The sequence below is a fragment of the Pusillimonas sp. SM2304 genome (assembly GCF_031628915.1).
GTDB lineage: Bacteria > Pseudomonadota > Gammaproteobacteria > Burkholderiales > Burkholderiaceae_B > Pusillimonas_C.
Genome location: NZ_JAVLUJ010000002.1, coordinates 893,851 through 907,900 on the forward strand (window position 1 = coordinate 893,851; position 14,050 = coordinate 907,900).

At 62.1% G+C, this 14,050-nt stretch carries 13 protein-coding genes; 3 read left to right on the top strand and 10 right to left on the bottom strand.

Annotated elements, in window-relative coordinates; all coding sequences use genetic code 11:
- Window positions 1-43: 43 nt before the first annotated feature.
- On the bottom strand, window positions 44-1,030 hold the full coding sequence (locus tag RE432_RS13230) for a nickel/cobalt transporter (RefSeq protein ID WP_310933867.1): 987 nt from the start codon (window positions 1,028-1,030) through the stop codon (window positions 44-46).
- Entirely contained in the window at window positions 1,021-1,569 is a 549-nt protein-coding gene (locus tag RE432_RS13235) for a DUF1007 family protein (protein ID WP_310933868.1), read from the bottom strand. Before RE432_RS13235 ends, RE432_RS13230 begins: the two co-directional genes overlap by 10 nt.
- Window positions 1,570-1,765: 196 nt before the next feature.
- Here RE432_RS13235 and RE432_RS13240 point away from each other — a divergent pair, with 196 nt between their 5' ends.
- On the top strand, window positions 1,766-2,710 hold the full coding sequence (locus tag RE432_RS13240) for an aldo/keto reductase (RefSeq protein WP_310933869.1): 945 nt from the start codon (window positions 1,766-1,768) through the stop codon (window positions 2,708-2,710).
- A gap of 142 nt (window positions 2,711-2,852) precedes the next feature.
- Here the strand turns inward: RE432_RS13240 and RE432_RS13245 are convergent, their stop codons facing one another.
- Window positions 2,853-3,776: an alpha/beta hydrolase-fold protein gene (locus RE432_RS13245; protein ID WP_310933870.1), complete on the bottom strand. Its 924-nt coding sequence runs from the start codon at window positions 3,774-3,776 to the stop codon at window positions 2,853-2,855.
- 184 nt (window positions 3,777-3,960) lie between these two features.
- On the opposite strand from RE432_RS13245, the gene RE432_RS13250 reads away from it, so the two are divergent.
- The gene (locus tag RE432_RS13250; RefSeq protein ID WP_310933871.1) at window positions 3,961-5,181 is read left to right on the top strand and encodes an MFS transporter; all 1,221 of its coding nucleotides are present in this window, start codon (window positions 3,961-3,963) and stop codon (window positions 5,179-5,181) included.
- Here the strand turns inward: RE432_RS13250 and RE432_RS13255 are convergent.
- From RE432_RS13255 to RE432_RS13280, 6 genes are read right to left on the bottom strand one after another with little or no spacing between them, the layout of a single operon-like run.
- Window positions 5,176-6,582 carry a M20 family metallopeptidase gene (locus RE432_RS13255; RefSeq protein WP_310933872.1) on the bottom strand — a complete coding sequence of 469 codons (1,407 nt, stop codon included), beginning with the start codon at window positions 6,580-6,582 and terminating at the stop codon, window positions 5,176-5,178. The genes RE432_RS13250 and RE432_RS13255 overlap by 6 nt on opposite strands.
- Complete coding sequence (locus RE432_RS13260; protein ID WP_310933873.1) at window positions 6,579-7,556, bottom strand: oligopeptide/dipeptide ABC transporter ATP-binding protein; 978 nt, start codon at window positions 7,554-7,556, stop codon at window positions 6,579-6,581. Before RE432_RS13260 ends, RE432_RS13255 begins: the two co-directional genes overlap by 4 nt.
- Window positions 7,553-8,542 (bottom strand): ABC transporter ATP-binding protein, encoded by a 990-nt coding sequence (locus tag RE432_RS13265; RefSeq protein WP_310933874.1) that lies wholly within the window; start codon window positions 8,540-8,542, stop codon window positions 7,553-7,555. Before RE432_RS13265 ends, RE432_RS13260 begins: the two co-directional genes overlap by 4 nt.
- A gap of 2 nt (window positions 8,543-8,544) precedes the next feature.
- Entirely contained in the window at window positions 8,545-9,456 is a 912-nt protein-coding gene (locus RE432_RS13270) for an ABC transporter permease (protein ID WP_310933875.1), read from the bottom strand.
- A gap of 2 nt (window positions 9,457-9,458) precedes the next feature.
- The gene (locus RE432_RS13275; RefSeq protein WP_310933876.1) at window positions 9,459-10,376 is read right to left on the bottom strand and encodes an ABC transporter permease; all 918 of its coding nucleotides are present in this window, start codon (window positions 10,374-10,376) and stop codon (window positions 9,459-9,461) included.
- 29 nt (window positions 10,377-10,405) lie between these two features.
- Window positions 10,406-11,965, bottom strand: a complete 1,560-nt coding sequence (locus RE432_RS13280; RefSeq protein WP_310933877.1) for an ABC transporter substrate-binding protein — start codon at window positions 11,963-11,965, stop codon at window positions 10,406-10,408.
- Between the two features lie 194 nt (window positions 11,966-12,159).
- Between RE432_RS13280 and RE432_RS13285 the strand changes: the two genes are divergently transcribed.
- On the top strand, window positions 12,160-13,206 hold the full coding sequence (locus RE432_RS13285) for a serine hydrolase (protein ID WP_310933878.1): 1,047 nt from the start codon (window positions 12,160-12,162) through the stop codon (window positions 13,204-13,206).
- 24 nt (window positions 13,207-13,230) lie between these two features.
- On the opposite strand, the gene RE432_RS13290 is transcribed toward RE432_RS13285, so the two are convergent.
- Window positions 13,231-14,007, bottom strand: a complete 777-nt coding sequence (locus RE432_RS13290; RefSeq protein ID WP_310933879.1) for a transporter substrate-binding domain-containing protein — start codon at window positions 14,005-14,007, stop codon at window positions 13,231-13,233.
- Window positions 14,008-14,050: the final 43 nt, after the last annotated feature.

The following is a 14,050-nucleotide window of genomic DNA, read 5'->3' on the forward strand; positions in this document are numbered from 1 at the left end:
ATCGCCGCTATATCGACCGTGTAAAGCTGTTGCCCCGCCACACTCAGAAAAGAGGATGGCTGGCTAGCTTCAGCCCTTGCTGGAGCAGGCCGATGCCGAGCAGGAAAATAGTCGTTCCGCCGATGACGCCAAGGACGTCAAACACGACGCCTGTCTGAAGCCTGGGTTTTGCGCCGCGTTGAAAAAAGCGCAGGGCGCCCTGCCGCAATGAAACGGCGGCTGTCGCCAGCAGGCTGACGGTGGCCGCGGTGCCAAGAGACATGGCCAGCACGGCGGCCATGCCGACCCAGCGCAGTCCCAGCGAGTAGGCGACCAGCAGCACCAGGATTGCCCCGGTGCATGGCCTTAATCCGATCGCCAGGACAATGGGCACGCTCGCGCGCCATGTCAGGGGCTGATCGATATGAGCCCCGGCCAAGCGGTGCAGGCCTCCGCAGTCGGCACAGTATGCCTGCATTTTTCCGCCGCCGGAAAACAGCGTGCCAGCGCTGCGCTCCGGCTGGCGCCACCGCTTATACAGCATCCTCGCGCTGCGCAGGAGCCATACCGCGCCCAGCATCGCGATCAGTGCAAAACTGATGTTTTCCAATTGAGCCGCCGCACCCTGGGTGCGGCGCAGGGAATAGCTCAGCAGGCTGGCAAGGACTTCGACCAGCACGATCGCGACGACGCCCTGGGCGATGGCCGACCCTATCGACAAGACCAGGCCGCGGCGCAGGCGTGTCCGGCTTGTGCCCAGGTAGGTGGCAATGACCGCCTTGCCATGCCCAGGGCCGGCCGCATGGAATACGCCATAGAGCAGGCTGATGCCAATCAGCGGCCATGTTGCAGCCAGTCCTTCTTGCGCCACCACGCGTATGGCGGCGGCGAGTTGCCGATGCAGTTCGGCCTGCGTGGTCATGAGCCAGGCCAGCACTGTGCTCCATACCGCATAGCGGTTCATGACGTAGGCTGCCGCCAAAAACGCCAGGACGCCCGCCAGGGCGCATGCCGCGAGCTTGCGGGAACGGCTTGAAACGGTCAGCCGCATTGGATGCGCACCTTCTCGGCAAACAGGTCGCCCAGGCCTTCCTGCGGGGCCGCGCCGCGGTCCAGCGCGAAGGCGCGGGCGATGTCCTGGGCGGAGGGGTTGGGCTGCTCGACGAGGGCGCGGCAGCGATGTTGTGCTTCGCTCCTGATGGTCGGCGGTGCTTCGGGGCGGTGTGTCATTTGAATGAAATAGCTGGGGTCGTAAACAGAGAACTTGACGGCGTGGCGTGCCGGATCCACCGGTTCGGCCAGCGGCGCGGTGAAGGAAAGCAGCAATTGCGGCCCTTGCATTTCGCTTTTGAATTGTGTGACGGTGCTGATGGCGACAGGGCGGTCATCCGCGGTGATGCGCATGAAATAGCCATAGGGGCCAAGGTTTTCAATGACCTTAGCGGCAAAGTTGCTGACGGCTTCCGCCTTGGGGGTACTGTCGTCCGAGGTTTCATCGATGACGGCCAAAGAATAAAGATCGTCGAACAGCCACTCTTCCTCAATGGCGGAAATCATCCCGTCGGGCGACATAATGAGGGTGCTTCGCACGTCTATCCAGGCATGCGGGTGGGCGGCGACGCTGAAAGGGAGCAGCGCTATTGTGACGGCACCGATTATGGATGTAAGCTTGTTCAATCTGGGCATACGCATTCTTTCTGTGGCGACTTGATTTTGTACAAGCGTAGCAGGTCGCGGCGAGCCTGACCGCGTAGCTGAATCCGCATCCGAATAAAGGACTTTCGACATGATCTCCCGTCGTGACTATCTGGCACTATGTATGGCGGTCGGCGCAGGTTCCATGCTTGCGCCGGGCCGGCTGTGGGCGAATGAAAAATCCGCTGCGCTGATGACGCGCCCCATTCCTTCGTCCGGCCAAGCGCTTCCCGTGGTGGGTTTGGGCAGCTCCGCGACATTTTCCAGCACGGCCAGCGGCCAGGACGTCGAAGCATTGAAACAGGTATTTCGTGCTTTTGTCGACCAGGGCGGGTCGGTCTTTGACACCGCACCCAGTTATGGCGCATCGGAAGCGGTGGCGGGGCGCATCGTCAACGAGCTCAACATCGTCGACAAGGTGTTCTGGGCAACCAAGCTCAACGTCGCCGGGTTTGGCGGGGGCAAGGCGGATGTCGAGCAGGCCAGGGCCCAGATCGAGGCCTCCTTCAAGGCCATCGGCAAACCGGTGATCGACCTGATCCAGGTGCACAATCTGGGCGATCTGCCTGTGCAATTGCCCTTGTTGAAGTCCCTGCGTGACGAAAAGCGAATCCGCTATATGGGTGTGACCACGACATTCCCGCGCCAGTACGAGCAACTGGAAGCGGTGATGCGCAAAGAGCGCCTTGATTTTATCGGCGTGGATTATGCAATCGATAACCGTGTCATGGAGGAGCGCATATTGCCGCTGGCGGCGGACCGGGGCATTGCGGTGCTGGTATACGCGCCATTTGGCCGTACGCGGCTATGGGATCTGGTGAGGGGGCATGACGTACCCGCCTGGGCGGCCGAGCTGGGCATACAGTCCTGGGGGCAGTTTTTCCTGAAGTTCGTGATTTCCCACCCGGCCGTCACCTGCGCCACACCCGCCACCAGCCGCCCCAAGAATGTGGTGGACAACATGGGCGCCGCCTTCGGCGATTTGCCGGATACGGCGATGCGCAACCGCATGGCCGCGCATATCCAGTCCCTTTGATTCTTGACCGCCGTCTGTCCATGCTCCAGGCTGTCTTGCGCCAGCCATCGGCCAATGGCTGTCACCCGCGCATCTTGTTGGGGCTGCCCGACGATCTGCACGCCTACCGGCATTGAGTCCTTGGCTATCGAGTAGGCGTGTTTCAAGGCTCGGTGGCGATTTGCAGGGCGCGTTCGAGCGAGACACGTATCATGTCGCCGTGTCCGTATTGCGGAAATGCTTCGTAGCTGGCATCGGCTCCGCCTTGGCGCAGGCCTTCGGCCATATCCTTGACGGCCGCGCGGTAATCGGGCGGCGGCCCGTTCTTTTGAGCAGGCTGGCGAGGCTTGGTGCCGACCAGGATGGCGATGCGTTTACCGGCTGCGCGTTCTTTGTTGAAGGCATGCCACGTTTGTACCAGCGCGCCGTCGTACCACCAGGCAGAAGGGTCGCCCGTGATGTATCGGGCAAATGCATCGGGCTGCGTGAAAAGGGTGTGCAGGGTGAACAAGCCGCCATAAGAGTGGCCCCACAGATATTCTTTGGCGGGGTCTATGCTTGCGCGCGTGCGCACCAGCGGCTTGATGTGCGAGGTGATGAACTGCAGGAAGATATCGGCGCCGCCGCCCACGCGTCCGCGAACAATGGGCTCGGCAATGGGTTTTCCGTCCTGATGGACGGGAGGCGTGTAGTCGTACGATCTGGAGACGGCGTCGTTGCGGGTGGGAACATCGTAGCCGATGGCCACCAGCACGGGCGGGTTGGCGGCGGAGATCGATGCAAGGTCGTGGTCGGTAAGCGTGGCCATCGCCGCATTGCCATCCAGCAGGTAAAGGACGGGGTAGCCGGCCTTCGGGGCCGGAGCCCGGGGAATGGACATGTCGATGCGATAGCGCCTTTTTCCATCGAGCGACGTCATCTTGTGCTGTTCAAACCGGTATAGGGCCGAAGGGCGGTCTGCGATGGTTTCCCCCACAAGCTGGCTGCTTCTTCCATGCGCGGGCGATGCGTCCTGGGCCTGGGCAGCGCCGGGCAGGCTGTACAGGCAGAGTAAAACCGACATCATGAAAGGGAAAAATCGCAACACGTAGTACTCCTGGAGTCAGTGCAGCGCCAAGACAGGCAGCGTAAGTTTGATGCAAAAATAAAAATGCGAATTAGTCGCAATTATATTGGGAGAAAGCCGCTGGAACCAGGCAGCGCTTTTTTTTAGGGTAGAGTAGCGCTGTAAAGTCCTTTCCCAATAACCTGTAAAAACCAAGAGACCCTGGATGACAAAGGCGGTGCCTGGCTGGCTTGTGCCTGTAGCGGCCATCTTCATTCTGCAGACCACTTCGTCATTCCTGGCACGGTTCATCCCCATCATCGCCCCGGCCGTGTCCGGCGAATTCGGATGGAGCGGAAGTTCCATCGGCTATCTGAGCGCCGCCAATTCACTGGGCGGGCTGGCCATTCTTGTGGCAGGCTCCGCGCTGATCAAGCAAGTGGGCGGGATGCGCATCCTGCAACTGAGCCTGCTGCTGGGCGCGGCCAGCATGGCGCTCTTCCTGCAGTCGAGCATAGGCCTTGCCCTGGCGGCCTGCTTCGTCATGGGGCTGAGCAACGGGGCTGCAAATCCGGCGGGCAGCGAGGTGCTGCAAAGGTACTCTCCGCCAGACAAACGCAATCTGATCTTTTCGATCAAGCAGGCGGGCGTGCCGCTGGGGGGCGTGATCGCGGGGCTGGCGATCCCGGTGGTGGTGCTGGCGGCGGGCTGGCGCGTCGCTTTATTCGCCTGCGCATTGCTGATCGTCCTGCCGTCCATGCTGACATGGCGCATCAGCACACAACTGGATAAAGCGAATACGCGCGCAGGCTGGCATTTCGGCATGCCCGGCCTGCAATCGCTGCATACGCTGCGTGTTCCCCTGCAATCCTTGACGCTGAACCGAGGCCTGTTGAACATCTCCATCGTGGGCAGCCTGTTCGCGATTTCCCAAAGCTGCTGGTTTACGTTCACCGTTGTCTTCCTGGTTGACAAGCTGGAGTTCTCGCTTGGCAAGGCGGGCGCCGTCTTTGCGGTGATGCAGCTTGGCGGCGTACTGGGCCGCATTGCGCTCGGGTGGCTTGCCGACCGATTGCACTCCGCCACCGCAACGCTGACCATGGCGGCGGTCGTCTCGGCCGTGACAACGGTGCTGCTGGGCATAAGCAGCACCGCATGGCCTTTATGGTGCATTGTGATGTTAGCGTTTGTGGCCGGATGCTCGGCGGCAAGCTGGAATGGTGTGCAAATTGCCGAAGTCGCGCGCCGGTCGCCCGCCGACCTGATTCCTGAAACGGCCGCGGGGTCCAGCATACTAATCAGCGTGGTCAATATGGTGGTGCCGACGTCGTTTGCCGCCTTTGTCGCATTCAGCGGCCGCTACGACTATGCCTTCGGCGCTGCAGGCGTCTGCACCTTGCTTGTGCTGGTGTTCTTGCCGCGCGACAAGCAGGCGGCGGCCTTATGACATGGCCATGCGTTTCTTCAAGGCCGCGCCGCCTTCGCCCAGATCCCAGTAGATGCCGGTCATGCCCAGCAGCCCTTCGCGCAGCACGGCCGGGGGCAGGTGCTCGTTCGGCGCATGCTGGGAGCAGCCGGGGTAAGAGTGCGGCACCCAGACCGTGCGCAGCCCCAGGACGTCGGTGAAGATGTCGTTGGGCAGCGAACCGCCCAGGTTGGGCAAAATAGCCGGCTTTTTACCTGTGGTCTGCGCCAGGGAGGCCACCGTCCACTGCACCCAGGGATCGTCGGGGTCGATGCGCGTCGCCTGAAACAAGGTTTCGCCCGTGGATTCGATGCGCACCATGGGAAAGCCTTGCCGATCCAGGTGGCGGCGCAGGGCCGGGATGATCTGCTCCGGGTCTATGCCCACGACGAAACGCAACTGGCAGCGCGCCCAGGCGCGCGGTGGAATCGCATTGACGGGCGTGGCCGGATTGCCTGTCTTGTAGGCCAGCACTTCGAATGAACACCAGCCGAATACGCGCTCGGCGGGCGTCAGGCCAGGTTCGCCCCAGTCCGGTTCGACGACCGGGCCGTTGGCGCCGCCGTCGACTTCGCAGTCTGCCAAGGCGTGGCGCACCGAGTCGGGCAGGGTGGGCGGCACCCACTCGGGGATGCGGATCTGGCCCGTGGGCGAGACGATGCTGGCGATGGCGTGGGCCAGCTGTATGCCGGGGTTGGAAATCAGTCCGCCCCAGTTGCCGGAATGGTGGCCGCCCTCGCGCGCATCGATGACCAGGTCCACATTGATGCTGCCCCGCGAGCCCAGGAACACGGTGGGGCGTTGCGCGTTGAGCCGCGGGCCGTCCGATGCCAGCAGCATGTCCGCCTGCAGCATGTCGCGATGCTGGGCGCAGACTTCCCTCAGGCCCGGCGACCCGGTTTCTTCGCCCATCTCGATCAGATATTTGGCGTTGAAGCCCAAGCGGCCGCGCGTCTCCAGCACCATGCGCAAGGCTTCCATGTTGACGGTGTGCTGTCCCTTGTTGTCGGCGATGCCGCGGCCATACCACATGCCTTTCGACTCGGCCAAGGTCCAGGGGCCGACGCCGGGCTTCCATTCCGCGTCCAAGCCGCGGATGACGTCGCCATGGCCGTAGCCCAGCGTGGTCGGCACGCCGGGATCTTCGAGCCGTTCCGCATACAGGAAGGGCGCCTTGGCCAGCGGATGCGTCAGGGTCTGGCAGGTGAACCCCATGGATTCGAATGCGGGGCGCATTTCGGCGTCAAGATAATCGACCAGATCCTGCTTGCGTTCGGGGTTCTGGCTTTCGGTCGGGATGGCGACCCGGCGGGCCAGCGTCGCTTTGAATTCGCCTGAGTCGAAACTGGCGGCGGCCCGGGATAATGCCTGTTCTCGTGTCACGATGCATGTCCTTGTTCGATGGTTTGCGGATACAGATGGCAGGCGACTTGCGCCTCGCCTTCTTGCGTGGCAAGGGGTACTTCCTGGTCGCAGCAGGCCAGGCGCTGGCCGCAGCGCGGATGGAATGTACAGCCAGGCGGCGGATGGATGGGGTCGGGAAATGACAGGCCTAGCCCGATGTCGGGGATGCCCAGGCGGGTATCGGGCGTCAGGACCGAGGCCAGCAGGGCTTGCGTATAGGGATGCCGAGGCTGGTGGAAAAGCTCGCGGGTACGGTTGTATTCGACGACACGGCCCAAATACATAACGGCCACATGGCTCGCAATGTGTTCCACGACGGCCAGATTATGGCTGATGAATACGTAAGTCAGATCGAATTGCACGCGCAGGTCCAGCAGCAGGTTCAGGATCTGCGCCTGTACGGACACATCCAGCGCCGAGGTCGGTTCGTCGCAGACGACGATGTCCGGGTGCATGACCAGGGCGCGCGCAATGGCCACCCGCTGGCGCTGGCCGCCCGACAACTGCCCCGGCGTGCTGCCGGCATGGCGAGGGCTCAGTCCTACGCATTCGAGCATCTCCGCCACCTGTTTGCGGCGCTGATCACGTGTGCCTATGCCGTGGACTTCTAACGGGAAAGCAACGATGTCCGCCACGGTCCGGCGCGGGTTCAGCGATGAATAAGGATCCTGGAACACGGGCTGCACACGGCGTGCGATGGCGCGCCGTGTCATGTTGCGGATGTCTTGTCCGTCGAGCGTAACGGTGCCTTGGGTGGGCGGGGTCAGGCCCAGCAGCATGCGGGCCAGCGTCGACTTGCCGCAGCCCGACTCACCGACAATGCCCAGCACCTCGCCGCGCTGTACGGAAAGGTCGACGCCGTTGACCGCATGCAGGGTCTGGCGCGGTTTGAACATGCCGCCGTCGATCGAGAACTCCCGCTTGAGTCCCTGTGCGCCGAGGATGGGGTTCATGCCGTCACCTCGAGTGTTTCATGTATGCAGCGCCAGCGTTGCCCGCCGCTGTGGCCGCGCAGCGGAATGGCCTCGGCGCAGGCGGTTTGCGCGTAGCTGCAGCGCTCGCGGAAAGCGCAACCCTGCAGGGGTCCGACAAGAGACGGCACAACGCCGGGAATGGTGCCCAGCTTGCCGCCCGGCGCTGTTCTTCCGGGAATGGGGATGCAGCGCATAAGGCCTTGCGTATAGGGATGGTGCGGCTCCTTGAACAGCTGGACCGCATCGCCTTCTTCGACGATTTCTCCGGCATACATGATGGCGACCCGGTCTGCGATGCGCGCCACAATGCCCAGGTCGTGAGTGATCAGGATCATGGCAATGCCCAGTTCCGCCTGGAGGTCGGCCAGCAGCCGAAGAATCTGTGCCTGTATGGTGACGTCCAGCGCTGTGCTGGGCTCGTCGGCGATCAGCAGTTCGGGGCCGCACATCAATGCCATGGCGATCATCACGCGCTGGCGAAGCCCGCCCGACAGTTGATGGGGGTATTGGTTCAGCCGCCGGCCCGCCGACGCGATGCCGACTTTCTCGAGCAGCTCGACGGCCCGTTCGCGCGCCTGCGCCGGCGACGCCTTGCGGTGCAGTATGTAGTGCTCCATCAGTTGGTCGCCGATGGTGTAGGCGGGATTGAGCGCCGTCATGGGCTCCTGGAAGATCATGGCCATCTTGTTGCCGCGCAGTGCGTTGATCTGGCCCTTGCCGGCGGCGCGCATGTCCGTGCCCTGGAAGGTGTAGCGTTCCACATGGCGCTGCGCCTGCTTGGGCAGCAAGCCCATCAATGCCAGCGAGGTCATCGATTTGCCGCAACCCGATTCGCCCACCAGGCACAGGGTCTGGCCGCGCTTCACGTCGAACGAGACCCCTCGCACTGCGTGCAGAATGCCGGCGGCGCCGTGAAAATCCACGCGCAGCCCCTGGATGCTCAGGACGGTGTCTTTATCATCCATGATCAGGCGCGCTCCTCGGGGGTGAGAAAGTGATGCAGCCCGTCGCCGGCCAGATTGATGGCAAAGATCAGCAAGGCCAGCGCGGTGCCGGGGATGGCGATCAGCCAGAAAGAAAAGAACATATAAGCCTTGGCTTCGGAAATCATCAGCCCCCATGAAGGCAGCGGCGGCTGTACCCCCAGCCCCAGGAAGGACAGCGCCGCTTCAAGCAGGATGGCGCTGGCGGCCTCGAGCGTGGCGATCACGATCAGATGCGGAATGACGTTGGGCAGGACTTCGGTAAGGATGATGCGCAGCGTGGACGCGCCCGCCGCCTGCGCCGCCGCCACATATTCCTGCGTCCGCACTTGCTGGGTCGCCCCCCGCATGACCACGGCAAAGCGATCCCATTTCAGCAGGCCCAGGACCCAGATCACGACGCTCAGGGAGCCGCCCACGATGGCCACCGTGGCCAGCGCCACCAGGATGACCGGCATGGCCAGGCGGGTCGTGACCAGGAACGAGACAGCCATATCGGTCCTGCCGCCGAAGTAGCCGGCCAGCAGCCCCAGGGTGGTGCCGATGGCGCCCGAAATGAGCGCCACGCTGGCGCCGATGGTGAGCGATATGCGGGCTCCGTACAAGAGCCGGGACAGATAGTCGCGGCCCAACTGGTCGGTGCCCAGCGGGTGCAGCCATGTGCCTTTGTCGTACCAGAAGGGGGGCACGTTGCGGTAGGCCAGGTCCTGAACGTAGGGGTCATGCGGCGCAAGCCACGGGGCCAGTACGGCCATCAGCACGATCAGCAGGAGCAGGCCGCCGCCGATGGCCAGGGCGTGGTTGGCCAGCACGCGGCGCCATAACGGGAGGCGGCGGTACGATGGACGGCCTGCCGCAGGGACGACTGTTGGGGGGACGGAATGAGAGCTAGTCATGTTCACGATACCCGTATGCGAGGATCAAGCCAGGCGTTGGCCAAATCGGCTGCCAGGGTCAGCAGCACATAGATGACGGAAAGCAGCAAGACGATGGACTGCATGACCGGATAATCCTTGAAGGTGATGCTTTGATAGGCCAGGTAGCCCAGCCCGTCCAGGGCGAAAATGGTTTCAATGACGACGGACCCGCCCAGCAGATAGCCCAGTTGCACGGCGGCCAGGGCCACGACAGGCACGATGGCATTGCGCAGGGCGTGCTTGAAGACGACGCGCGATGCCGGCAGGCCCTTTGCCCGCGCCGTGCGGATGTAGTCGGCGCTGAGCACTTCTATCATGCCTGCGCGTATCAGGCGCATGAAGGCGGGCGCGACGTAATAGCCCAGGGCAATGGCCGGCATGACGAAATGCCGCCATGTGCCGCTGCCCGACACCGGCAGGACACGCCAGGTAATGGCCAGCAGCATGATCAGCAACAGGGCAAAGAAAAAGTTGGGCAGCGCCTGGCCCATCACGGCGATGGCCAGGCACAGGCGGTCTATCCATGAGTTCTTGTAGATAGCCGCCAGCACGCCCAGGGGAATGGAAATGATCAGCGAGAAGGCCAATGCCCACAGGCCCAGTTGCACCGTGGTGGCGAGCTTTTCAAGAATCAGCGGACCCACGGCTGTCTTGAAATACACCGAGGTGCCGAAATCGCCCCTGACGATATGCCACAGCCAATCGGCATACTGCACCGCGATCGGCCGGTCCAGGCCGTAGGCCTTGCGTATCATTTCGATATCGGACTGGCGTGCGCCTTCGCCGGCAAGCGCGATGGCGGGATCGCCCGACAGGTGCAGCAGCAGGTAGGCAATGATGGACACCGTCAATGCGACGAGCACCGACAGCCCCAGCCTTTTCAGCATGTATACCAGCATGGATGAGCCTTGTTAGCGGGGCGGCGTGCTTACTTCCAGCGCATGTCCCAGAACCGTACGAGTTCGTCGGGATAGGCTTTGAAATCCACTTCCTTGTTGGCCACGTAATACACCGGCAGCGACCAAAGGGGGATGCCGTAGGCGTGCTCGGCGATCAGCGTCAGCGCCTGCTTGTAGGCCGCGGCGCGCTTGCCTTCGTCGATGGTCACATCGCCTTCCGCCAGCAGCTTCTGGACTTCCTTATCGCCCGTGATGTCGTCGGCGCCGCCGCCGAAGTACACCGGCGTCGAGGCGGATACGTCATTCACCAGGTTGGAGCCCCAGGTCTGGTGAGTCAGCGATGCCTTGCCGGCGCGGATCATGTCGCGCATGGCCGCGTATTGAAGGAAATTAAGCTTGGCGTCGATACCTACCGCCCGAAGATAGCTGATGATGGCCTCGGTCTGGTTGCGTTCGCGATAGGCCACGATGCTGGTTGCGAAGCCATTGGGATAGCCGGCTTCCGCCAGCAGCTTCTTCGACAATTCGGGGTCGTAGTCGTAGGTGGGCGCCCCTTCGTGGGTACAGCCGGTTTGCGACGGCGTGCAAATGGTTTCGAGCAATTCGGCCCCTTCGCCCACGATATTCTTGATGATGGCCTTGCGGTCGATGGCATGTGCGATGGCCTTGCGGACGCGCTCGTCTTTCAGCTGCGGCGCCGGCGTGTCGTCGCGGATATTGAGCTGCATGAAGACGATGCGCATGGTGTTGCCGCTTTTCACTTCCAGATTGGGCATGGACTTGAGCTGTTCGGCCTGGTCCTTGGGTACATGCATGATGAAGTCTTCGCCGCCCGAAATGACTTCGGCCATTTGCGTTTGGCGGTCGGGAATGAAACGGATGACGACCTTGCCGATGGTCGGCTGGTTTTTAGGCGAATCCTTGAAGTAATCGGTGTTGCGCTCAAGTGTGATGGATTTGCCTGGGATGTATTCGCTCACCTTGTAAGGGCCGGTGCCGACCGGCTTGGCGCTCATCCCCTGGGGGCCCACTTCCTTGTAATATTTGGCCGGATGGATCGCGACGGTGGTCGACAGGAATTCCTTGGCGGCGGGGAAGGGCGTTTTGCTGATGATGCGCACCGTGTAGTCGTCGACTTTTTCCACATGGTCGATCCAACTGACGTTCTGTTGCGTCGTGGCCTTGTTGGACGGATCAGAGACGAAGGTCAGCGTGTAGACCACGGCGTCCGCATTGAAGGGCTCGCCATTGTGGAACTTAATGCCCTGGCGCAGCTTGAATTCCAGCGTACGGTCGTCGACTTGTTCCCAGCTTTCTGCAAGCTGGCCTTTGTATTCGTTCGTGAGCGGGTCGCGATACAGCAAGGTGTCCCAGACATTGGCGGCAATGATGACGCCAATACGTACATTGTTGAAGTAGGGATCGATGCTTTCGGGCGCCTGGTCGTAGGCCATGCGCAGCGTATCGTCCGCCTTGTTGGCCAGGGCCGGCGACGAGGGGCCCAACAGGCTTGCCGTGACCAGGCCGGCGGCCAGGCTCTGCAATACGGAACGTGGGTTTGTAGCAATGGCATGCAGCGTTTTTTTCATGTCTCTTCCTTTTCACGGCCGTGGGCAGCCTTATATGCAATCTTGCGTTTTCACGAATGGATTGTTCAGGAACGACACCCTTCTTCTTCTTGCTTAACAGGGGGTGGTGTGCCTATTATGGGTACTCAGAACGATTTTGTATACCGTATACGGATATTCCCGCATGCGGATATTCGGCAACCTCAGGAATTGGGATGACAAAACTCGACGATGCAATTGCCTTTGCCCAGGCGCATGAATCAAGCTGGGATCGTGATGCCAGCGGGAAGTTCGGGGTACACCTGAATGATCCTCCGCCTTGGAATCGGCTGTATGGCCCCATTCATTCGCGCGGCCCTGCGTCGGGCGTCATCTTGCACGATGGCAAGGAATTGGCGGCCTGGGGCGAGCCGGACCGTGCCGATCTGACATTCAGCGTAGCCAAAATGTATCTGGCCCTGCTGGCAGGGGTGGCGCACGATCGCGGCCTGCTGCCCGATGTCAATGAGCGCATTGGCGCGCGCTTGCAGGGTATCGGTTTTGACGAGGGCAACAATGCCCGGATCACGTGGAAACACATGCTGCAGCAGACCAGCGAGTGGGAAGGGACGCTCTGGGACATCCCCGATCAGGCCGACCGCTACCGCGCCGTGACCTTCGGCACGCCGCCCGACGGCCGCAAGGGCGATCCGCGGCCCTTGCAGGCGGCGGGCACCTACTGGGAATACAACGATGTGCGCATCAACCAGTTGGCGCTGGCCTTGCTGCATCTGTTTCAACAGCCTTTGCCAGAGGTGTTTCGCGAAGCCATCATGCGGCCCGTGGGGGCCAGCGAAGACTGGCAATGGGTGGGCTATGACAATGCCTGGATAGACCTTAATGGCCAGCGCGTGCAGTCCGTGACCGGCGGCACGCACTGGGGCGGCGGCATGTCGGTCAGCGCGCGCAACCAGGCCAAGGTCGGGCAGATGCTGCTGGACGATGGCATGGCCCAGGGCAAGCGCATATTGTCTGCCGAGTGGCTGCGGGAAATGCGCCAGCCTTGCGGCATTGCGCCTTATTACGGCTACCTGATCTGGCTCAACCACGAACGCAAGATCTTCCCCGGCTTGCCGGCATCCAGCTATTTCGGCATTGGCGCGGGCAGCTCGTTCACCTGGGTCGAACCCGAGCGCCGCCTGGTGGTCATTGTGCGCTGGCTGGAAGCCGCGCACGCCAACGATTTATTTGCACAGGTATTGCAGGCCGTCGACGCGGCTTGACCTGCGCCGGCTGCCCGGCTTGCCTTATTTCAGCCAGCGGTCTTCCGCGTCGTCAAGCACGTCGCGCTCGTCGACCAGGTCCCAGGCGAACTGCATGACCCGCACATAGTCGGCATCGTCGACCGGCAGCATGAATCCGAGTTCGTTTTTCGGCGTCAGGGGATGGTCGATGAATTGGGCGGCAAGGCGGGGGTCCGCCTTGCTGTAATGCAAGGCTTCGTAGGTTTCAGTGATCATGACATCGCCTTTTCCTTCGGCGATCAGCGCCGGGATCTCGGCGTTTTTCTCGTGCGTGCTGACCTGCGCCTGCTTCAGGTTTTCCAGAACGAAAACCTCGTTCGTGCCGCCTGGATTCTTGATGACATGGACGGACGGCTGGTTCAGGTCGTCGATGGATTTGTATTGGGCGGCTTGGTCCTTGCGCACCAGGGCCACTTTGCCGAAGGGCGCGTAGCCGGGCAGCATGGCCACCTGGCTGATACGCGCAACATTGCGGGTAATGCCGCCCACCGCCACGTCGAACTTATCGGCCTGCAGGTCTTTCATCAGGTTGGGCCACGAGGTTTGCACATATTCGACCTGCACGCCCAGCGCCTTGGCCATGGCTTCCACCACATCGATATCGTGGCCCTCGTACTTGCCTTGGTCTGTTTTGATGGCAAAGGGCCGGTAGTCGCCAGGCGTGCCGACGCGGATCACCTTGCTCTCCATGATCCGGTCCAGGCGCGGACCGGCCTGCGCCGTGGCGCCCAGCGTCAATGCCACGGCCAGGCCCAGGAAGAAACGGAAGAAATATTTCATGAAATGCCCCTCTTTGAATGTTGAATTGAGCGATAGCCGCGAC

What these genes read in the sequence shown, in the direction of transcription:
- RE432_RS13230 (WP_310933867.1), bottom strand. Translation starts at nt 1,030, where the DNA reads ATGCGGCTGACCGTTTCAAGCCGTTCCCGCAAGCTCGCGGCATGCGCC.
- RE432_RS13240 (WP_310933869.1), top strand. Translation starts at nt 1,766, where the DNA reads ATGATCTCCCGTCGTGACTATCTGGCACTATGTATGGCGGTCGGCGCA.
- RE432_RS13250 (WP_310933871.1), top strand. Translation starts at nt 3,961, where the DNA reads ATGACAAAGGCGGTGCCTGGCTGGCTTGTGCCTGTAGCGGCCATCTTC.
- RE432_RS13260 (WP_310933873.1), bottom strand. Translation starts at nt 7,556, where the DNA reads ATGAACCCCATCCTCGGCGCACAGGGACTCAAGCGGGAGTTCTCGATC.
- RE432_RS13265 (WP_310933874.1), bottom strand. Translation starts at nt 8,542, where the DNA reads ATGGATGATAAAGACACCGTCCTGAGCATCCAGGGGCTGCGCGTGGAT.
- RE432_RS13270 (WP_310933875.1), bottom strand. Translation starts at nt 9,456, where the DNA reads ATGACTAGCTCTCATTCCGTCCCCCCAACAGTCGTCCCTGCGGCAGGC.
- RE432_RS13275 (WP_310933876.1), bottom strand. Translation starts at nt 10,376, where the DNA reads ATGCTGGTATACATGCTGAAAAGGCTGGGGCTGTCGGTGCTCGTCGCA.
- RE432_RS13280 (WP_310933877.1), bottom strand. Translation starts at nt 11,965, where the DNA reads ATGAAAAAAACGCTGCATGCCATTGCTACAAACCCACGTTCCGTATTG.
- RE432_RS13285 (WP_310933878.1), top strand. Translation starts at nt 12,160, where the DNA reads ATGACAAAACTCGACGATGCAATTGCCTTTGCCCAGGCGCATGAATCA.
- RE432_RS13290 (WP_310933879.1), bottom strand. Translation starts at nt 14,007, where the DNA reads ATGAAATATTTCTTCCGTTTCTTCCTGGGCCTGGCCGTGGCATTGACG.